Origin of the sequence: Pseudoalteromonas sp. R3 (assembly GCF_004014715.1) — a bacterium.
Lineage (GTDB): Bacteria > Pseudomonadota > Gammaproteobacteria > Enterobacterales > Alteromonadaceae > Pseudoalteromonas.
In genome coordinates this window covers 267,848-290,771 of sequence record NZ_CP034834.1, presented here as the reverse complement: position 1 = coordinate 290,771, position 22,924 = coordinate 267,848, and the positions used below count along the sequence as shown (strand labels likewise).

Genomic DNA, 22,924 nt, shown 5'->3' with positions numbered 1-22,924 from the left:
ACTTTATCGGGCATAGCTCAAACGAAAGGCGCACTAAGTGTGCCTTTTTTGTGTTCGTCACTGCCATTCTGTTTCCTGCTGCTTAACATAGTGCTGCGGTGACATGTCAAACTCAGCTTTAAAACAGCTACTAAAATAAGCTGGAGATGAAAACCCAACCTGATATGCAACATCAGCCACCAAACCGCCCGCTTTCAACTGGGTGCGTGCCTGCTCTAAACGATATTGCCTGAGCAGAGCATTTGGCGATAGCCCTGTCAGATTTCGGGTTTTGCGTTGCAGCTGTCGCACACTTAAAAATACATGACTGGCCATGCACTCCGTATCAAACTTGGGGTCCTGGTAGTTTTGCGCAATTACTTGTTGAATTTTATCAATAAAGGGGAGCCGCTTTGTCGTGCTGAGCAGATCAGCCTGCGGTTGACAGCGCAGGATCTGATCTGCAAATAATCGCGCCAGTTTCTTGCGACCTTTAATCAAGTTTTCCACCCTATGCTTTAGTACATCAAGGTCGCAGGGTTTACCTATATAATCATCTGCTTCTGCCTCAAACCCCAGGATCCGGCTGTCGTCGTCTTCTTTTGCTGTCAGCAATATGACGGGAATATGGCTCGTTGTGTCATCCTGCTTGAGTTCTCGCAGCATCTCCAGTCCCGACATTTTTGGCATCATCACATCGCTGATAATAAGGTCGGGTAACTCGGATTTTGCTTGTGACAGGCCTTGCTCACCATCACAGGCAACTGAGCAATCAAACCATTCAGACAAAGTCTGCTGAAGCATCATTCTTAGCTGGGGGTTATCCTCTACAATTAACACCTGGGCGTTGGGCTCAGGTTTGTCAGTCACCTCAGACTGAGTCTTTGCTTTTGTTATGGCTTCTGCGTGCACTCTGCTATCGATATCTTGTGCTGATGCTTCGCAGTAAAGCGGAATTGTCAGAGTAAACCGACATCCCTCTCCAGGCTCACTGCACAGCGCTATTTCGCCTCCACAGTCGCTGATGAGCTGATGCACCACAGACAGGCCAATCCCCTGCCCGCCTATTTCACTGTGCTCTCCACGCACATATCGTTTAAACACGTGTGCCTGTAAAGATTTACAAATACCGGGTCCGGAGTTAGTAAACACCAACTGCAGGAAATCGCCACGCTGATGCGCCTCTATAATAATTTCGCCTTCCTCAGGGGTATATTTCACAGCGTTAGACAGCAGGTTTGTGATTATCTGTTCAAAGTCCGCCTCATTAAGCAACACTTCCTGTGCATCCAGAGTATGTTTTACTTCATAACGGATCTGTTTTTCAGTGGCGAGCAGCTCAAACGCATGAGCCTGCTTTAACAATACCTCTTTGGCAGTAAAGTGATGATTCTCAAAAGGAGAGACATCGTCTTTTCTGGCATAGCGGATCAGGTTGTCGATGAGCTTTTCCAGCCTCAAAGCCTGCGAATATGCTGCATGCCACTTGCTGTTACCGTCATTATTTGCCTGCTTCAACATACCTTTAATTGGCAGCATGATCACTGCCAGAGGCGTTCTCAGTTCATGAGATACATTACCAAAAAACACGTTTTTACTTTCCATTAAACTGGCTATTTGAGCACGCTTTTGCTCTATTTCTTCGGTGCGCGACAGCACGAGTTCTTCCAGGTGCAGGTTTCGCCGCTTTAGCTGATGTGTTCTGGCGAATAGGATTAGTCCAATCAACACGACAGCGCCAAAAACATAAAGAGTGAAAGCCCAACCGGTTAAATACCAGGGGGTTGCAACCTCAAACTCAAAGCGCGATTCAGTCCAGTCACTCGAAATCGCCCGACTTCTAATCACAAACTCGTATCTGCCCGGCGACAAGTTGGTATAAGTTGCGCTACGCTGGGTTTGTTCTGCCTCCGTCCAGTTTGTATCAAAGCCCAGCAAACGGTATTGATAATAAACGTCAACATCCCAGTCGCGTTTGATATTAACGAACTCAAACTTAAAGTTTCGCTGTGCACTATTAAACCTTCTGCCCGGCATAATCGCATTCAGCGAATGCTGGGGATCCTGATACACTGCATAGCGCTCCCCTTGCACATAGACTCTGCTTATATGTACTCCATATGGCTCCTTGGCTTGTACTTTTGATAAGGCAGCAATCCCACTTATTCCACCCAGGTACAGAACTCCAGAGCTCGATTCATCTGCACTGTCATATGTTTTTGCACCAATATTCATGTTTTTAACTGGCATTGAAAATACCACCTGCATGGTATCTGGCGAGAGTTTATATAGATTAGTCATGTCAGACACCCAGATATGCCCTGTACTAACCCGATATACAAAGCCAAATGCGACGTTGGGATAAACGCCATTGACATCAAACTGCTGTGAGTGCTGTGTTTTCAAGTCATGAAGTAACAGTCCATAGGAAGTTGCCGCCCATAACCGTCCTTTTGAGTCGGTATCGGCATCATATACTACTAATTTTTTATTGCTTTTCGAAATCTGGAATTGCACCCTTTGTGGCTCGCCCTGGCCCAAAATGTAAGTCTCAAAACCACAGGCTAATACGGCATCATTGCCGCCTTTTTTCAGGTTTTTAAAATGTCCGGGCAAAAAGGATACACGCTGAGCAGTTTTCGGATCATATTCTACAATTCCCTGAAAGGTCAGTAACCATAAATGCCCGTTTTGTGACTGCTCAATGTCTCTGATCTTAAATTCATTATCCGCACTGCCGGGAGGTATATTGATCTTAGTTGCGGAACGCGCGCCTTTTTCAAGTCGGTATAAAGCTGAGGATGCGCCAAACCACAATGTACCTTCTTTCCCGGTATAAATAGTGTAAACATCGAGTTCCGGCTTAGTCGGGTCCAGGTACACAGGCTCTGGCTCTGCATAACCTTTATATTGAACGTACGCGCGGCTTTGGCTTACAAACCAAAGATTATCTTCTTCATCAAACTGCAAACCATCGATATGTGGCTTCTGGGTGACAACAGAAATAGCGTTAACTGAATCATTGGTATACTCAGGTTGTATAAGCTCGACCTCAAATATGGAGTGGCTGGATGCAAGCCAGACCGTTCCCTGATCATCAAACACATTACTTATCAGAAATATCTGCTGAGAACGGGCATTTGTGTGATACCTGCTGACCCGACTTACTCTGTCATTGGAGTCTAATACGATAAGCTCAGTGTTCGTTCCCACATAAGTAGCGTAAAGACCTGAGCGCACAGAGGTAATTGCTTGATGATCAATATCACTTAAATGGGTAAGCGAAGGCTGCCCGGAATCAGGCTGTTCGAGCCTGAAAAAACCTTGCTCAGACACCGCATATAGAGTGTCATCAGGTCCGGTCGTTACAATTCGGGTATCGGCAAGGATAGCGTGTTGCCACAATTTAATAAAAGTGCCGGTAGATTTTTCAAACCAGAACACTTCGCCAAGTTTCGAGATAAACAAAGGGGCATCTTTATACAGAGTAACACTAAAGCGAAGATTGTGTTTGATTCCCGAACTGTGCAGGTCATATAACTGATAGGCGTCTTCATCCGCAGAAAAATGAACTAACTGACCATCATCGCCCACAAGCCAAAACATATCCTGACTATCCTGATACAAAGCTGCTGGCCTGAAGGCATCGTTATCCATGGTACGCACAGAAAGAAAGCTGTCTTTGAACAAATTTGTACTTTCAGGTACCTGTTGCCGCAGAGTGTCCATATAAGGCATGAAACTGTCCTGCTGGTCATTGTGTAAATATAGCCCATGGCCTGTCAGCAACCACCTGCGTCCCTGAGCGTCTTCAACAACTTTTCTTGCTAGCGGGTGCGGATAAAATATGGACTGATACCCGTCAAACCTGAGTACGCCGGAAGTGCCACTGATCCACAAGTAACCCTGACTGTCTTGTGATACCGAGTTAATGATAGTGACCATATCAAGTTTGTCTATAGACTGAAGATGCAGTCTGAGCTGGGCCACCTCACGCGCCTGTACATGGCACTGAATGATAAATGAGAAGATAATTACCAGGGTCCATTTCAGCATTATTGCGCTTACGTCCTTACTGTAAAATGCGTAATGACTTTCTATAACCTTTAACAGGTACAGTCAACCTAAATGTTAAAAAATTGACAATATATTCAGTACTTTCAACCCGCCCACTTTCATTTTGCACAACAATCAACCAGGTCACATAATGAAAACTAAAACCAGGCTAGAGACAACAACATGATTTATAAGCTAATATTTTTATATGTCGCTTTTTCAGTATCAGGTGTCGCATTTTTTATAACGGATAAACCACAAAACTCACTAGCTTAACGGTGCAGGCCCAACAACGGAGTCTGCACGACAACAAAAAGCACACAGGAGTTTATATGGACTACTCAGGTAACAGAACTGCCCAAACGGAAGCATTTTCACTTTACCCGGAAACAGCAATCACGAGTGCGTTGAGCAGGTTCTCAGAGCCGCTGGGTATGGACCGGTTTCTTATCGTAGGTGTAAATGGTACAGAACCTACATTCAGATACCTCTCAACCTGCTCAGAACAGTTTCTGCATGCTTATTTTACTGAAGGTCACTGTTTCTCCGACGAGTTAATGCATTACTGCCAACATACACTGGCCCCGAGATACTGGTGCACTGACGACTATATGCGCAAAATACTTGCGCCACAAAGCCTGGGCAACCTACTACAACAAGAAAACGTTAGCGGCGGGATTGTTATACCCGTTCATTACAACAGCGCCATTGTGTTTGTGAATTACTTTTCGTCCCAAAGCCCTGAAAAGATAGAATTCCTGTACAAACAACACGGCACCCTGTTGAGTGACATTACACTTACGCTCGTGCCAAGAATAATCAACGAGTGCCCGGACTATTTGTTTATGCGCCCATCACTTACGCCAAAAAGCAGTGAATGCTTATTATATATGGCTAAAGGTATGACAAACCCAGAAATATCTGAGCTAATGCAGGTCTCAAAGGATAGAGTCAAAGAACTCGTAAGCCAGATCCTCATTCAACTCGGCGCAGCAAACAGAACAGAAGCGGTATTAAAAGCAAAACAAAGCCTGCTCATCCCCTAAACCCAGTGTGAGCGCTCAAGGATTGGCAGCTCGCTGACATTTATCTACCTCAATACTCTAATTCAAATCGAAATTACAACCTGAACAGGGGTCTTCACGTTCAATACACAGGCTACGCTGAACATGCCTGGTATGCCACCCCCTGAGCAGGGAGGCAGCAAAACTAGCCAGCAGTCATAACCTACAACCCCACACACAGGTAGTGGATTGAATTAGAAAAACCTCGTTATAACAAGGACAACCTATGAAAATGGAGCGTATAAAATGAATTACAAATTCCTCTTAATCTCTGGTGCATTACTAGCGGCGAACACACATGTACATGCTGCGACCCCGGTTTATAGTGACGTAGATGGCTCCGGACGCATTCACATGCAGGTATGGAAGTACACACTGGATAGCACAAGAAGCAATCACACTGCCAAGCTCACTATTCCGCATGACTGGGCTGTTGTCGGTGGAGGTGTTGACTTAAAGATCAATAGCTCTGCGCTGATTGTCGCCTCGTATCCTGATACAGACACTCAACAATCATGGATTGTATCTACACGAGCCGACAAAAGCTCAGCAGAGTATGAGCTTACAGCCTATGCCATAGGGATCAGAATAGATGGTATTTCCCGAAGCGATATAAGCAAACACAACATCGTTAAATCCTGGTGTAGTAATAGTGAGGACAACAGTGTCAGTGCAAAGCGTGCTCCATCCATAACCATCCCCGACAATGACTACCTTATGATAAGCGGAGGCGCAAAGCCTAGTCTAAAAGCGGGCCGTGAGCCTGGGCCTGTGTTTTCTTCTGCGCCAGGAGGCTGGAACCTGTGGACTGCGGCCAGTATGACGTTAAAGAATAGCAACAACCCTCCCCTTGCCAGCTGTGTTGTGGGTATTCGTAAGGACCTTGCAAACGCGCAGTTGGGCCACAATCTTGGTTATATTGATACCATCCACCGAATGAGTGCGGTCAATAAGTTAGCAAGCTCCAGAATCGAGTCTGAAGTATTTATGGAGAATGACTATATTCTGACCGGAGTTGGAGCAAAACTAAGTGCTGACAAAAACAAAGAGATAGAGCCGAATGTACTACTTTATAGCGTAGCACCTAAAAAATTTGCTAAAAGTTCCAAAGTAGTCGCTAAGGCAAAAGAGTATTTATATCCTGCGGGGGCTTTTCTGAGCAGCTATGCCATTGGCATTAAACTGATTGAGCAATAAACGTTTTTATGTCTCACGGCTATGCACTACTTTTAAGAAAGGCACATCCAGTGTGCCTTGATACAAGTACTCTCATTACAGTCGTATCACTCTGATCACCTTTTCAGGCTACCCTGATCAGAGACTGTAGCTAATTACCATGTCTCATCCGTCGAGGCGGAATTGATAAAAATCACCAGTACCATGCTATCTGGCAATGAACGCGTGCAGTAATCCTACTTGGAATAACACAGAGTAACTGCACAAAGATAATTACCCGACAACAAAGGCGCGATTTGTCAGCAAACAGTAATCCCTTAGACCGTCCCGAAAGATTAACCAATAAATAAGAACAAAATATGGATGTGTGACATCCTTATAATTGGCCCAGGCTACGGCTGTACTCACCGGGTAAAATTACATCGCAAACAGCCACAACCAACTTGCACTTTACTTTAGAGCAGATTCAGAGATCCCTGTTAATGGCACATTAAATTCTTTCAATTTACACCAGCCACATTGTGTGCAAAAAATAACCACGACTATCAACATGTAAAAAAGGAAATAAATATGAAATTACATCTAAGCAAAAAGAACCTTAAAAACTTATGTAACAAAAAGACTGTGGCCGAAGAGCAAACGCCAATGATTGCAGGTGGCGCCAGCGCTATCCCGCCCACCAGAGTACAGCAAGGTTGTCCCTATTTCTCTTATTACCCATTGAACACTTGTAACCCGCGTTAAAGCAATTACAGCCAGGGTGCTCTGGGCGCCCTGGTGTTTCTCAGTATTCCGGATGGCTCTGCCAGCCCACTTGTAACCCCCTGCAAGAAACCCCTCTCTGAATAAAATAAAAAGCCAGTTCGCAACTCTTAAAAACACAGCACGTTTACAATTATTCTTAAATGTGACATAAATGAACATGGCACACTGCCAAACCTATCATAAGGAGATAAACATGAAGCTAAGTTTAAATAAAAAGAAATTCAAAAACTTATCTAGCAGTAAAAGCGTCGGCTTAGAACAAACACCACAAGTTGCCGGTGGTGGTGATATCGCATTCCCACCAACAAAAGTAAACAAAGGGTGTCCGTGGCACACTTATGTTCAGGTTTACACTTGCAACATGCCACTTTAAGCGTAATTTCCAGTCAAGGCGCACTCTGTGTGCCTTCTTGCAAACTTTGTCCCCTTTACACAAGCTCCGACTCTAACGCAGACTTTTTATCCGGGTAATCGAGTTACAGGCCGATAGTTGTTGCCAGACCTGAATCTCTCCAGCCTGGTAAACCACGCAGAAATGTCTAATATGTTTAACACTCAATATAATATACAATATATTGTTGACAAAAAATTCAAAGGCGGTTAATTTTTCAACCATCACTTACCAAGGACTAGAAACATGAAACTTAAACTACAAAAAACTAAGATAAAGAACCTTTCTTCAACGCAAGCAGTGGATAGCAAGGCTACTCCCATGATCGCAGGCGGTGGACCTCGCCCTACAACTGACATTGAAACTCGCTTTGACAGAGGTTGTCCGTTTTTTACAGACTGGTACGCAAATACGTGTGGCATGGGATGGACTTGCCGAGGTGTAAACTAAGAAATCATTCATTACTTTCTTCATATTCTAAAGCGCCACTGAGGCGCTTTTTTCATTGTAAAGCCCCTTTACAATAAGTCTTTCAAAACCTCAAATCTGATAATGCAAGGTCTTCTTTATATGGCGTTCATCACTCAAAGAAGTAAGCTCTTTGTCTATGAATTACCATTGCCAGTTGGAAACTGATGGAATAAAAAAGTAAAAGGGCTGAGTTTATACCCAGCCCATTACACCAACCTTAAGTAATGCACCCAAGCCCTAGGTGCTAACATCACTGATTACTGCCAATTAATGTTTATTCAATGGCTCACCCGATTTTGCTGAGCTCATATGGTGCGAGCTCATTGGTTCACCGGGTTTGATGGCGCTTTTTAAGTGCTCGGACGGAGGCCGTGTTGTCTCCTCTGCCATCACTAAAGTAGACGCATCTTGCCCTAGAGTCGGAGCTGGCCCGCTTAAGCTACTTTCAGTGTTAAGGATCAATGGTAAGCCGTCTTTCCCGCTACCAATAACCACTACCTTACTGTTGTTTGATTTGGCCAGTTCAATCGTGGCTTCAATACCACGCCACCTCAGATAGGTTTCTGAAATACCGCCGGCCACAGTTTCCTGAAAGTCTGCGATCCCCTGTGCCTCGGTTTTCTTTCGCAGAGCTTCTTTCTTCGCGACTTCGAGGCGCATTGCATATTCTTCGTTCAGGTAACTCTGATTAACTTTCGAGATGATGGCTTCATGGACCTTATCCGGAACATCCACTCTTTTTATTAGCATATCATCCAGATTTACTAGTGTATGACCGTCTTTGATATGCCCGGTTTGCTCCAAAATGGTTTCTTCCTGCAGGTGTAACTCATGCAACACTTCTTCAAGTAACTCTTTTTGCACTTTTATTCGCTGATGACTATAAACCTGCTCAGCACGATAACGAGACACTATCATACGTACCGCTGATGCCACTTCTGGCAATACCATTTCCTCTAAATATTTGGGTCCTACTAACTGGTGTAAGTATGGCACATGCTCAATCACCGGGCGATATCTCACAGTGACATTCAAGGTGATCCTTAACCCTTCATTGGTAATTGCATCAATGTTCTCGTGTGCAGTCTGAAAGCGACCATTGTATATAATCAGTTTGTCCCAGGGCATGACCAGTACGGTACCTTCGCTAAAGTGCTTATCAAGGTAGGTACCACCACCGAAGCGTTTCCACAATACTGCCACCTCACCCGAATCGACTCTGACAAAAATGAAAGGCACCAGTGCAACAATTAAGAACAAACAGATCAGCAAGGTCAGACCGGCCCTAAACCGCCAGGACAATATACGTTTACGCCATGCGGGTTTGTAGCGTCTAAGGCCTCGCATTACCAGATTGGCAATAAGGATCAGCAGGCAAATCCCCGCCAGTGCCATCAACATCAGATCGGGCGGCAAAATTATATTCATGACGGCACTCCATCAGTTTCTACTTCATGATGTTCCATTAGTTGTCCTTCTACCATCTTCAAATGTACGTCAGCCAGGTGGAAATAGGCGTCGTCATGCGTGATAGCGATTACCGTATTACCCCGAGCCTTTAACCTGGGCAGCACTTGTTCATAGAATTTCTTTCTGAATATCGGGTCCTGATCCGCAGCCCACTCATCAAAGATATAGATAGGCCGGTTTTCTAAAATGGTACTTAGCAACGCCAGGCGTTTTCTTTGCCCGGAAGAAAGCTCAATGGTACTAAACTCACCGTCTACAATACTGACCTTGGTATTCATTTCTAAAAAGGCCAGCCACTCGTCAATTTCCTCCTGTGAAGTTGTACGTATGCCATAAAGCTGCTTGAACAGGTGAAAATCAGCAAAGACTGATGTAAATATGCTACGGAAACTCTCTCGCTCAGAGTCGTTAATTGCCTGACCATCGAGGAAAATTTGCCCGGCCTGAAGTTCATATAACCCCGTCAACATACGGATAAATGTGGTTTTACCGCTACCATTGCCACCGGTGATAAAGGTGATTTGCCCTTTTTTCACTGTCAAATCGACAGGTCCAACGAAAAATGGTCTGTCACCCGGCTTACGATTATGCTGATAATAGGCACCTTCCAGCCGCAGTTCATCGAAGTTATCGATTTGGGTTACCGGATAATTGCGTCGTACTAAGGACTCAGCCTGCTCTTGCTTTAAATCGGCCTCAAGCGCCAGCACATTTTGTGCGGCCTCCGTGGCTGTGGTAAAAATAGGAATACCACCCACAATACTGGTGATCGGGCCGATTAAAAATAGCGATGCGGTAGTGACTTTTATCACCACTTCCGGATAAACATCGGATAACACCGGAACAAAGAACACCATGGCGCCGGTTGCGGCAAAAAAAGTAATTTGTGATAACACGAAGTCGGTGGCAAATAAGGTCTTTGTGACGGTTTGGGCGCGTCGTGCTTTGCCTGAAGACATAGCAAACTCATGCTCCAGATCATCAGCTCTTGGTGTGCTCAGTTTTACTTCCTTAAAACCGTCAAGCAAGTCAGACAGGCGCTGGATCAGCTGGTTTTCGCTCTGAAATGCTTGCTGCATGTTGCGCTGGATCTCATCAGATCTAAAGCGATGAATAAACCCTCCCATGGTAATCAACACACCAAGCACAAGAAATGCTGCAACTGAATGATAAGCAATATATAAAGACGTAAAAAATACCAAGCTTATTGACTGGCCGATGATCACAAACAGCTGCGCAGAGTGAGAAATGGTCTGCAATTCTTTACTAAGGGTGTTAAAAATACGTTCTTTGCCAATTTTTTCCAGAGTTGAGAGCTCGGTATGCCGGACAGATTCAAATAGTTCGACACGCAGCTTGTCGATGGCTTTTTCAACCATTTTTGCAGCCTTGGTCATAACTCTTTGTTGCGTCAAGCCGTAGATCAGTACAGTCAGCGTGAACAGGACCAGGTAGTAAAAGATAAAGTTTTCTTTGTGGATATCAGAAATATTTTCTGCCACGTTGTTGATGAGAGCAAGCACCAGTGCATTCGCCAGGCCAGAGATACAACCGAGTAATACAAAGGTCCTTTTCTTAATTTTAATGTTTCGACTTATTAAATCGTATAATACCATTTTTATTGTCTTTTCATTGTGTTACCAATGGCCTGAAAGTCCGCCATTGGTCAGAATACTGAGCGCTACGACGCAGCAAAATACTGCAATCCTTGTTATCTTATCTTGAGGATCTGCTTCCTCTGTTTTTTAGCTTGCCTGTTTTTCAACCACAATCAAGTAATGAATGCTGGCAATGCGATTATTTTTGACTACTCTTCCTCAACTTCTTTCGGTTCAACCAGGCGTGATTGCGCCAATAGCAGCACTAGCAAACTGACTAAAGGCGTAAAGAACAAGCCAATTAAAAAGAACCCGACCGGACCTGCAAACGTGTTACGCCCCCAGTAGCCAGAAAGTACACATAACACCAGATACAAAGTAACTAACATTTTTTGCTCCTATGAACTGCTTTGCAGCTCGGTTTAACAAACGAAAATAAACCAACAGTAAACTGCTGGTTTATTTAAGATTTAGCGTCTCAACTACACTGCAGCTTGATTCTCTTGAGTGCTGTTGCCTTTATCTTTACGATACTTTGCTGCAATTTCAGAGATGTCTCCCTTAATACTTGCCAGATTCAGATCTAGCAAAGTACCGCCATTTTCAAAGTGTCGAATAAATGTGGAGCCGACTGCATTGGTAGAAGCAGCAGATACCACAGGCATAAATGCGATTGCGCTAAGCGTGCCAATGATTGGAACTGACTTTAAGAAACTACTTAGTCCAGCACCGCCCAAAGATTGTGGGAATGAGCCACCAATCACCGCACTAACCGTACCGCGGATTTTATTGTCGCTGTATGACTGGCCGTAAACCTTGGCGATCTCACTGATCATCTTGATTTGCACCCCAGTTAACGCCACCAAATCAATCGCAGGTACTGGAATAAGACCGGTACCGAAAGACCATTTGGTGTATTTATCGACAATAATGCGCGCTACGGCTTCGCGATTCTCAGCTTCAACACTGACTGTATCCTGCTTTGCAGCAGTTTCAGCAGCTGTTGTTGCCTTGTCATCCTTCGCTGTTTTTGTCGCTGTCATGTTTTTTCCTCTATGATTGGAATTGTACCAACGTCGTTAAAAACTCAGTTGGCATAAACAGTTGTTAAACCCACCAAGTCAGGTAAAGCCTAGACCCTAACTTGCCCTTTTTCACTTTCCATGTCCTAAAACACAGCAAGTAAATGCTTAAAAATGCGGGGGATACGCCATTACAATGCCTAAATTCACCGCAAGTATATTTTTTATTTCTACCCGGCTCGTTGCTGCCAAATGACCAAATCCACCTGCATCAAACCCCGTCATCCTGATTTAGCGCCTATGCTCCAAACCCCGTCATCCTCATTCAGCACCACGGCTAAATCCGTCATCCCGGCCCCCGAGCCGGGAACCATTCATTCTTCAATGGTAACGCCAACACCCCAACAACCGCGTTGTTTGTCAGTAGATCCCGCATCAAGTGCGGGATGACAACGGAGTTGTTGAAGGGTGACAAAGGTGTTGTTACGGGGAGACGGGTTTGCCACCCCGGCCTTGAACCGATGAACACCTGTGTTGCTCGCACTTTTACGCTTCATCCAATACTGTCTGACATGCCTCGGTGCGGTGCTTGTCGCTGTAGAAAATAATGTTGCGAATTTCTTCTGCAATACAATCCGACTCAGTGCCCGTTTTCACATAGTTGCTGAACACCATCACGTTCTGATCCCGCTCCAGCAGACGGTTAAAGCTGGTCACCCATGAGTAAGGGTAGCTGCCCGAATACTGTAAAAACTTCTCGTACTTTCTGAGGTTTGTTTCGCTGGGATCATCCGGGCAGTCTGCAACTTTGCCGTACTGATTGGGGTCGATATAGGTGACAAACCAACCATATCCGTAGTATTCACATGAGCTTGAGCTCCCGGTATTTGAATAAGGCGCGAACGCAGCCAGCTTTTGCGCTTCATTAAGAATTTTGTTGGTATATAAGCCCTGATCCCACTTGTGCATATCTTCAACGGTGGAGTACATATCACCGGCCGAGTACAACACTAAGGGGTTACTGTATGGATTAACCAGGATATCCTGATAAGGTGCCGGGCCACCGGTTGCAGGTGGGCGGCCGTTGGCCAGTGGCAGGTATTGGTTGTCTTTGTAGATATAACCTGTTGTCATATCAGAATAAATGCCAATGGCACTAAACGAGCCACTGTCACTCATATCCAGCGGATCTAGGATCTGTTCTTTGAGAATGTTGCTAAACCAGAAACTGCGGTCGATATCACCTTGTGTACCCGCCGCTAGCTGCTCAATGATGTTACCAACCAGGTAGTAGTTACAGTTACTGTATTCGTATTTGCTTCCCTGGGTAAAAGAAGGCTGCCCACCTTGCTCCTCACACGTACAAAAGCGGTTACCAAACCCTTCAGGGCCATTCAGGTTGAGCGTTTCGTCATACAAATATGGACGCCAGCCCCAGTTGTTATACACTTCTTCGTTGTCACTGTAGTTAGGGATCCCCGACGACATCGCCAACAGATTATGCAAGGTAACGTCTGCGCACTGATTTTTAGGGTACCAAGGCAAATAGTCACCAACAGTTTCAGCTCTGAGGTCCTTACCTTCTAACATGCGCATCAAGATAGCAGCAGCAAATGCTTTGGTGTTTGAACCAATGCGGTACTTAGACTTTACCGTGTTATCCACGTTGTATTGCATATTTTGCGGGCCACAGTGATATTCATAAACCACTTTGTCCACAGAAGTAATATAGATAGTCCCGAAAAACACCATAGCGTCGCAATACTGTTTAACGGATACATCTATCATTTCCAGTTGCGAGGCTGTGATAGTAGTGTCTTTTGCTGAACTTTTGTTTTGCAGACACGATGCCAGGATCAGGCTGATCAAACACATCACCATGATCTTGAGTCTTGAAGGGTATAACCGGTTCATTGTATGGATTCCTCAATTTTGACCACTTTGTTTGCCAACCTCATCACCACTAACAAACCCCAGGTGGCGCTCATTAACGCGCCGCTTTTGCCATTCCCACCAGTACCTTGCGAGTACCTGTATAAGCCTGACGGCCATGTGTGAATAGCATGTTGTCTAGCAGCAAAATGTCGTTGCGCTGCCAGGGGTAAGAAAAAGTGAGCGCACGGTAGACATCATTGATGACATCAATGTCTTCTTTGGCAATCTCACTACCGTCGCCGTAATAGGCATTGCGAGGCAAGTAATCTGTTCCAATGCTGTCGGGCATTTCATTGTCTACCGCAGAGCAATGGAATAAATGCGCCTGATTGAACCAGACCTTTTCGCCGGTTTGCGGGTGTGTCATAACCGCAGGTCTGAACTGCCGGGTCTGTAGCCTGCCATCGTCAAACCACTCGCACTGAATATCGTTTTTCCAGCAATATGCTTCTACTTCATCGCGATCACTGGTCTGAAACACTTCTTGCCAGGGCAAATCTATGTCACCGTAATTGCGCACATACATAATGCCGCGCTCCTCAAACCGTGCTTTCAGGTCATCAGGCAGCCGCTTGTACACTTCGCGGCTATCTGCAAGCGGGGTATCGCCCCCCGTTTTAGCGGGGACAACACAGAAAAAGCCCATCCGCATTGGCCAGCAGTTGGAGTAGGCATTTTCATTGTGTTGCAAAATCACCTGATCGGCGTGATATTCCGTGGTGGTATAAATGTTGTTACGCAGTGCAGTGCGAGGAGAAGAGCGATAAATATACTGGCTGAGCGGTTCGCCAAAAATCGTTTCCAAAATGGTGCTGAACTGGTTGGTACTCACAATATTGAGTCCACGCAACAGTGCAAACCCATCGCGGTCAACCCAGGCATTAATTTCCTTAACATTCGCCTTAACCCAGGCAAGACCACTTTGCTTTTGTCCTGAGAGATCATGGATCCGTTGATCTGTATCGGCGGAACTTAAATCCATATCTGGTGATAGTAACTGATCCATTTTATTCCCATCCTTTAAGTAAGGTAACAAGTAAAATTTACATCGCAATTTTGACATTAATTGTTTAATTTTTAAGCTCAACCAACATCAAATAAAACATTTTAAAAACATATTCATAAACAATAGACTACAAAACATAGTCACTCTCTATTATTTTTACGACTTCGCCGACCTCTTTGTGGCCTAAAATTGAAAGGTGCTCCCCTGCAACTTCAAATGCGCGCACTCTGTCATAAAGTGCCTGCCAGCCCATATCAGTCGTTAACGTTCGCCCCTCAAACTCTTGGGTCTGCGAAGCTTTAATTACCCGAATTGGGCAGCTAAGCTGCTCAGGCAGGCACACATCAGCCATCAGCTGAGCGCAAAATACCGTTTGTAAACGTTGTAACTGAGCTGAGGAAAAGTGATAACCTGACTGAACCATGGACTGTGCTAAGGTCTGACCCTGCGCTTCGGTCGACATTGTCATGAGTGTTTCCAGCTGAGCGTCATCAAAGTGCAGTGCAAAAAATGCGTTCATATTTTCGAGCATCAGGCGGCTGGCCTGCTGCTCTGTAACTGAAACCGTGCTTTGCAAAGGTCTGGGCGTGTCTAAAATCGTGATGGAGGCAACAGACGCTCCCTGCGAGCCCGAAACGAGTTCATCTATTTGCTCCAGGTGCTGGGCCATTGTCAGCGCAATAAAACTGCCAAATGAATGACCTACCAGATTGACCTGGCCAATTCCTGCTTGTGTCAGCACCGACACATAATGCCGGGCAGTCGCGTCTACAGATCTGACGGTATCCGGGTCATTTGCTATCAGATCTGGCTGTAAACCGTATACAGGGATCCGTGTATCCAGACCCTGTACCAATGCCTGAAAGGCCATCAGTAGTCCGCCGGCTCCCGCTATCAACACTACAGGCGTGACTCCATTGCTGCCAGTTTGCAGACACAACAGGCTCTGAGGAGATAAGTGCTGATCCTGATGAGCATACTGAAACTCAGTTAACGCTTTGGCCAGGTCACCGACACAAGGGTGTTGCAGCAACATAGCTATCGGTACTTCTGCCTTTAGCGTATCGCACAGCTCAGTATGCAATCGCATCATCAGCAGTGAATGACCTCCCAGCTCAAAAAAGTCATCATTTAGGCCCACCCGAGAGCACTGAAGCAACTCAGCAAGGTAGTCACACAGGTGGCGTTCGAGTGGTGTAGTCGGCGCTACATAGCACTCAGGCGCGGCCAACGACAGAGTCTGAGCCTCACGGGCCAGCGCTTTTCTGTCCAGTTTGCCATTATTGTTGTGTGGCAGCTGGGCACGGGGCACCATCCACTGAGGTACCATATATTTGGGGAGTTGCTCGGCCAAAGTCGCTTTTAGCGAAGTGATATCTGGGTCATGTGACTCGATAAAAGCAACCAGCTGATCGCCCGCCGCTTTATCATTTTTAACTACGACAGCACACGCTTTAACCTCTTGGTGTTCAAGCAATGCCCGTTCAATCTCGCCCAGTTCAATACGATACCCTCTGATTTTAACTTGCTCATCCAGACGCCCTAAAAAGTGCAACGACCCGTCTTCAAGCCGGACCTTGTCGCCGGTTTTGTAGCAACGGGTTTGTGTATTCGGGTTAAACACAAAGGCTTTGTCTGTTTTAATTTTGTCGCCCAGATAGCCAAGCGCCAGGCCCGCGCCGCTCACATACAGCTCCCCTGCCACATAATCCGGCACAGATCTGAGCTCCTTGTCGAGAATATGCACAGTTAATCCAGTCAGAGGCTGACCAATCGGAATTATGTCTCCCTGATACCGGGTGACATCCATCAGTGTGGCTGAAATGGTGGTTTCTGTCGGGCCATAGGCGTTGATAACACGGATGCCTGTACCGTAGTGGTGCTGCCAGGCTCTTAGCGCCGTACTTTGCATTTGCTCACCACCCACGGTGATAATCCGCATAGCCGAACCTAAGTCCACAGGGCTCACCGCCAACTGGTGCCAGTAAGCCGTTGGCAGGCTCATTAGGCTCAGCTGACTCTGGCGAGATAATTCAGCCAGCGCCTGACTGTTAAGCAACTGTTCCTGCTCTGCCATTACCAGCGTTGCGCCGCTAAGCAAAGTACAAAACACTTCTTCAGCAAATACATCAAAGCTGCAACTGGCAAATTGCAGATAATTATCGTCAGGTGTAATCGCATAATTACTTTGCAGGCAGGCCACGTAATTCAGCACGCTGCGATGCGCAACCTGCACGCCTTTTGGCTCACCTGTGGTGCCAGAAGTGTAGATAACATAACAAGCAGACTCACCGTTACAATCCGGTTCCACAAACTCGTTTGACTGCACTGAGATAGCTGCATGACTTGCAGTCAGGTCCACGACCGGACAAGCAGGCAACCCTCCCACCCAGGCAGGCTCGACGCTTATCAGCACAGCAGCTTGTGCATTAGTCAGCATGTAATGGCGCCTTTTTTCGGGCAATGCCGGAGCAATTGGCAGGTAAGAGGCGCCGAGCTTAAGGGCAGCCAGAATGGCAATGATAAGTTGCGGGCCAGAGTCCAGGCAAACCGCGATTACCGCCTGACCTGCGCACAGCGAATGGTGCGACGACAAATAATTCGCCAGCTGACAGGCAGCCTCATCCAGCTCACCATAGCTCAGCACAACCTCAGTATGGTTACTCTGCTGAATGTAGCGAATGGCGGGACATGTCTCATATTCCGCTTTGATCTGCGCAAATGCCTGATGTAGCGTCTGATGCTGATCCATCCTCGGCTGTGCGCCTGGCAATTCGAAATGGGGGATCTGAGTAGCCTGCTCTGGCTTGACCAGAGGCAATTGAGCCAGTGCCATTTCAGGCTGCGCCATAAAGGCATCCAGTAAATCTGTGATCAGGTTCAGACTCTGTCTGGCCTGTGTGTTTGTCAGTATTGCTTCGCTATAACTGAGCGTCAGCGACAGCTGATCCGCTACACCCACTACAAATGTGATGGGATAATGCGTCTGATCCTGCTCCGAGCAGACCTTTACCCTAAATGGTGCGCTTTCTTGTGCTAGCGGATCGTTGGGATAATTTTCAAAGACATATAGTGCATCAAACAGTTCGCTGCTGTTGTCAATGCCGCTCCACTGGTGGATCTGCGACAAAGGTGTATGGGCAAACCGTGTCAGCTGAGCCTGGTGCTCTTTGATCTGTCGCAGGTAGTCTTTTACTGACATATGCCCCGGTGTTGAGACCAGAACAGGTTGCGTATTGATATACAGCCCTACCCGCTGCTCCACATTTGGCAAAGTGTCCGGGCGACCTGAAATAGTCTGGCCGAATAGCACAGTGTCACTCTGACAACAGGTACGTAACCAATAGGCCCAGGCCCCCTGAATCACCTGATTGAGCGTCAGTCCCTGGTGCTTGGCAAACTGGTTCAATTGCTGAGTGAACTCAGTACTGAGCATCTGAGTCAGCTCACTCACGCCAGGGTCTTTGTCTGCACTCAGTGTCAGGTGTTCTGTCACTAAGGTTGGTGTGTCAATATGGCCCAATTGTGTTTGCCAGAATGCCTTCTCTGCTTGTGTATCACGAGTCTCAAGATAAGCCACATAATCACGAAATGGATCAGCGACCGCCTCCACAACCCGGTTTTCAATCCTGGCCTGGTAAAACTCTATCAGGCCATCAAACAATACAGGCAAGGACCAGCCATCCATAATCATATGATGGTAAGTCCAGATAACCCCATGACAATGCTCACCAAATGGTACTAACCTCAACCGCATACAAGGCGCATTGTTCAAATCGATTGGCTGACGGTATTCCTGCTCAGCAAGCAGCGCCAGACGAGCGTTAACCGTATCGTCGTAATGCTGAGGTTCGTCTATTTGCAGTGGTAACTTGCAATACTCTAAGACTAGCTGCACAGGCCGCTGTGAGGTGACAAAAAATGCGGTACGCAGGATGGAATGTTTAGCCAACAACTGGGTCCAGGCGTACTCAAAGGCTTCCGTATCCAGCGCACCTTGCAACAACATCACTGACTGCTCACGATAAACCGGACTTTCTGTACTTCGGGCATGGAACCACATCCCTTGCTGCAAAGGCGTCATGGGATAAATGTCGGCTACTGGCTGCTCAGCCTTGTCGAGCAGCTGTTGCAGTTGCAAGCGTTCGAGCTCCGGTAACAGCGCAAAATCGCTGGGGGTCGGGCAGTTTTCGGTTTGCGTCAGGCAATGTGCCCGCACAGTTTCAATGGCCTGTTCAAAGTGCGCACTTAACCGCAGTGCATCCTGTTCTGTGTAGTAACCCGATGCACATTCCAGTGTGACCGACAAACGGCCATCCGTCACCGCTGCCGTAATTTGCAAAGCGGCAAACGCATCATCCAGTTCGTTACGCATGGCACCCGTGGGTTCGCAGGCATCACCGAGCAAACCTCTTTGCTGTAACACAGTATCAAGCTGGCCCAAGTAATTAAAAAAGACCTGAGTGCGCGTATCGATTGTCAGTGACGTTCTCACTTTCGGGTCGGGGTGAGAATAACGCAGCGCACCAAACTCGCAGCCGTGTTCCGTGGCCCAGGCCAGCTGCTCTTTCACTACACAAATTGTCTGAGCCAGGGCACTGTCTGATGCTCCGCTTTGACTGTGTAAACGCAAAGGAAACAGCGCGGTTAACCAGCCAATGGTGCGGCTGGCATCGTGCACACCGCTGAGTTTTGCCCGGCCATGGCTCTCAAGCAAAACAACCTGCTCCGCCTGCTGATAATTGCGTAACCCGGACCACTGCCAGGCACTAAGCAGCAGCGTCTGAATATTACTTTTATACGCCCTGTTGGCATCGTTCAACAATTGCCGGGTATGCGTTTCACTCAGCTGAAATTTCGTGCGGATCACACTTGTGCTTGCACGGTCAGACAAGCTGGCTCCCAAAGCTTGCTGATACCTGGCCGTCGCACAAGCCCCCTGCCACCTTTCAAGATGCTTGGCGTCACAGGCACGCTCCTGCAGATAAAAGGCAATGGCATCCAACGAGGCACTGGCCGGCGGTAGTGTTACTGGCTGTCCGGCCTTTGCCTTAGTGCAAGCCAGCTCCAGATCCGCCAATAAAATACGCCAGGATACGCCGTCTACCAATAAATGATGAGCAATAACCAGCAGCCGATCAGCCAGCTCTGAGTCGGGAGTCGCGATATGGCATAATTGCAGTAAAGGTGAACCGTCAAACGAAAAGCTTGCCTGTGCCAAGTTGCTTAGCTCTGCAAGAGCATCCTGCCACTGCTCGCCTGCTTCACTCAGGTTATGATGTTGGCATATTTCTGTGCTATCCAGTTGATCAACAATATAAAGCTCATCTTTGTTTTTAACCGACAACCTGAGTGCATCATGGCATGTTATAAGCCCCTGAACAGCCTCACACAGGTGCGCAAAAGACACCGATTTGTCGAGGCTCAGCATCACAGCCTGATTCCAGTGTTCCGGTACAGCAAAAGCTTGTTCGAAGAACCACTGCTGAATAGGCTGAGGCCTCAGCTTGCCCACAAAATGTTGCTGCTCATGATCGGCCGCCGATGGCTCAGAGAACACGTTAGTTGCTGCGAAATTTTCCGCCAATGCTGCCGCACAGCTGTGAGCAAAAATATCAGCCACAGAGACTGGCATGTCTATCGCTCTGGCCCGACTGGCGAGCTGAATGGCTAAAATAGAGTCGCCACCGCTGGCAAAAAAATCATCCTCGGGTTGCAGATCAGGCTGGTTTAACAGCTCCCGCATCAGGATTAAAATACGGTTGTGCTGTGCCTGCGTGTTACTTTTAGCGTCCGGCTCTTTCGGGTGCTCCGCTGCCACTTCCTGGGCCTGCTGTGCCAGTACCTGTAACGCCCGATGGTCTAATTTGCCATGAGTGGTCAGAGGCAGTGCCTCCAACATCAAAAAGCTCGCTGGCACCATATACTCGGGCAAAACCGAGCGCAGCTGTCCTCGCAGTTGCGCTGCTAAACTTTGTCTCGTATGCGTCAACTCTGGCACAACAAAGGCCGTCAGTTGTTTATTACCTGACTGTGTTTCGGTTATCTGCACCGTACATTCAGCAACACCGTCTTGCGCACGCAATTGGTGCTCAATTTCAGCCAGTTCAATGCGATAACCGCGTATCTTAACCTGGGCATCATTGCGGCCAATATAAGCAATACGGCCATTGCTTAGTCGCCGTACCAAATCGCCACTACGATAAACACGCACTAACTCGCCATTGTCCAGATTCAGTTCAGTGAATTTTTCCTCACTTAACTCAGGTTTATTAAGATAACCCAGTGCCAGCCCCTGACCGGCAATCAGCAGCTCACCAACCATGCCGTCCGCCACACTGCAATTCCGCTCATCGACAATATAGACATCGCAGTTGTCGACCGGTAGACCGATATCCGGAAGTGCCTCTGTGCCACAGACAACCGGACCCGATGTCGCCACCACGGAGGCTTCGGTTGGACCATAATTGTTGATCAGCTTGAATGGAAACGACCCGTTAACCGGGTTGAGCCTGTCGCCACCCACCAGCAGATACTGAAGTGATGTCGGCGTAAAACGGGGGTCTGCCAGCATCACTTCTGCGATGGGAGTAGCCAGGAAACAGTGACTTACCGACTCTTGGGTCAAACATGCCGATAGCGACTGCGGATCCGTAAGCTGGGCGCTGGCCACAAACACCAGCTGTGCACCAGCGCTCAGATAAGGCCATATCTCCCAGGTTGCCGCGTCAAAGGCTATATTCGCAGTCTGGCTGCCCACGCTATCAGCATCCAGTGCGAATGCTCGCTGATGCCAGGCACACAGGTTAGCCAAACCCTGATGAGGGATCATCACCCCTTTAGGTTGCCCTGTTGTACCTGAAGTATAGATAACATAGGCAAGTTGTTCGGCATTGAGCTCGGGTAACGGAGCCGTAGCGCAAGACGCCAATTGCACATCTAGTTCAGGGCTGTCCAGCATAATGGTCTGACACTGTGTGTGCTGTTCAAACTGACTGGCTAAGCGCTGCTGTGTGAGTAGCCACTGACTGTTGCTATCTGCAATAATATGCGCGATGCGTGCCTCGGGGTAATGAGCCGACACAGGCACATACGCACCACCGGCTTTAAGCACCCCCAGCATAGCCACGACCAGATCGCAACCGGCGTCACAGCTTACCAAAACGGTTTGCTGTGACTTAAGCCCCAGCCCAATCAAATACTTTGCTAAACGGCTGGCACGCTCGTTTAATTCACCGTAAGTCAGTATTTCGCCTCGTTGAGGGTCTTTAAGTGCAATTTTGTCTGGGTTTTGTGTGCCCAGCTGAGTAACCACAGTTTGTGGCTTTAATACTGGATAAGATTGTCCTTTGAGTGCGTCATAACGCCGCTTTGTCAGTGGTAAATCGGCTATGCGAGTATCTGCATTGCTGGCAAGTGCATTCAGCATCATCAGTAATGACTGGCTCATACGTTCAATACTGACGGCGTCAAACAAAGCCGTGTTATAACACCAGGACAAGCGGATCCCATCCGCGGTCTGTACCGCGCTCAGCTCAATATCGAACTTGGCAGCCACTGAGATCGCTTGCTCAGCCTGTACTTCTATATCAGCAAGACGCAAATCGGTATCCAGTTGTGGGTTTAGCGCAAAGCTCAGCTGAAAGACGCCCTGGTGACTGAGGGAACGCTCCAGGTTAAGCGCATCCAAAATCTGCTCAAACGGCATCGCCTGATGTGCCTGAATATCAACCATAACGGCTTTTTGTTGTGCCAGCAGCTCGGTAAATGTGAGCTGCGGCGTAAACCGTGTACGTATGGGCAAGGTATTGATAAAAAACCCGACCAAAGGTTGCAACTGACTGTGTTCACGGCCCGAGAAAGGCGCGCCTATCACCACATCCGTGGTGTGGCTGTATTTGCCAACAAAAACAGCAAAGGCAGTCTGTAACCAGGTAAACAAGGTGACGTCATGGCGGCGGCACTGCGCCTGAATTTGCTCACACACTGCG

At 47.3% G+C, this 22,924-nt stretch carries 12 protein-coding genes; 4 read left to right on the top strand and 8 right to left on the bottom strand.

The genetic code is table 11. The features are described from left to right. Positions 1-57 precede the first annotated feature (57 nt). Positions 58-4,035, bottom strand: a complete 3,978-nt coding sequence (locus ELR70_RS00940; RefSeq protein WP_054017223.1) for a response regulator — start codon at positions 4,033-4,035, stop codon at positions 58-60. Between the two features lie 332 nt (positions 4,036-4,367). On the opposite strand from ELR70_RS00940, the gene ELR70_RS00935 reads away from it, so the two are divergent. The 4 genes from ELR70_RS00935 to ELR70_RS00925 all read left to right on the top strand — a co-directional run bounded on the left by ELR70_RS00935 (position 4,368) and on the right by ELR70_RS00925 (position 7,413). Continuing rightward, a complete protein-coding gene (locus ELR70_RS00935; protein WP_054017222.1) occupies positions 4,368-5,081 on the top strand; it encodes a helix-turn-helix transcriptional regulator in 714 nt (237 codons plus the stop codon). A gap of 264 nt (positions 5,082-5,345) precedes the next feature. Further along, positions 5,346-6,296, top strand: a complete 951-nt coding sequence (locus ELR70_RS00930) for a hypothetical protein (protein ID WP_054017221.1) — start codon at positions 5,346-5,348, stop codon at positions 6,294-6,296. A 549-nt stretch (positions 6,297-6,845) separates the two neighbouring features. Next, positions 6,846-7,019 (top strand): hypothetical protein, encoded by a 174-nt coding sequence (locus tag ELR70_RS24710; RefSeq protein ID WP_160317420.1) that lies wholly within the window; start codon positions 6,846-6,848, stop codon positions 7,017-7,019. A gap of 214 nt (positions 7,020-7,233) precedes the next feature. Further along, positions 7,234-7,413 (top strand): hypothetical protein, encoded by a 180-nt coding sequence (locus tag ELR70_RS00925; RefSeq protein ID WP_054017220.1) that lies wholly within the window; start codon positions 7,234-7,236, stop codon positions 7,411-7,413. Positions 7,414-8,169: 756 nt separating this feature from the next. Here ELR70_RS00925 and ELR70_RS00915 read toward each other — a convergent pair. The 7 genes from ELR70_RS00915 to ELR70_RS00885 form a co-directional block, all read right to left on the bottom strand. Next, entirely contained in the window at positions 8,170-9,330 is a 1,161-nt protein-coding gene (locus ELR70_RS00915) for a prohibitin family protein (protein WP_054017218.1), read from the bottom strand. Next, entirely contained in the window at positions 9,327-10,988 is a 1,662-nt protein-coding gene (locus tag ELR70_RS00910; protein ID WP_054017217.1) for a cyclic peptide export ABC transporter, read from the bottom strand. The genes ELR70_RS00915 and ELR70_RS00910 overlap by 4 nt, the downstream gene beginning before the upstream one ends. A 191-nt stretch (positions 10,989-11,179) precedes the next feature. Beyond that, positions 11,180-11,359 carry a hypothetical protein gene (locus tag ELR70_RS00905; protein ID WP_054017216.1) on the bottom strand — a complete coding sequence of 60 codons (180 nt, stop codon included), beginning with the start codon at positions 11,357-11,359 and terminating at the stop codon, positions 11,180-11,182. Positions 11,360-11,452: 93 nt separating this feature from the next. Beyond that, positions 11,453-12,013, bottom strand: coding sequence for a DUF697 domain-containing protein (locus tag ELR70_RS00900; protein ID WP_054017215.1), 561 nt, complete (start codon positions 12,011-12,013; stop codon positions 11,453-11,455). Between the two features lie 525 nt (positions 12,014-12,538). After that, positions 12,539-13,906, bottom strand: a complete 1,368-nt coding sequence (locus ELR70_RS00895) for a serine hydrolase domain-containing protein (RefSeq protein WP_054017214.1) — start codon at positions 13,904-13,906, stop codon at positions 12,539-12,541. Between the two features lie 73 nt (positions 13,907-13,979). Continuing rightward, complete coding sequence (locus tag ELR70_RS00890; protein ID WP_054017213.1) at positions 13,980-14,933, bottom strand: TauD/TfdA family dioxygenase; 954 nt, start codon at positions 14,931-14,933, stop codon at positions 13,980-13,982. Between the two features lie 127 nt (positions 14,934-15,060). After that, positions 15,061-22,920, bottom strand: coding sequence for a non-ribosomal peptide synthetase (locus ELR70_RS00885; protein ID WP_241566292.1), 7,860 nt, complete (start codon positions 22,918-22,920; stop codon positions 15,061-15,063). Positions 22,921-22,924: the final 4 nt, after the last annotated feature.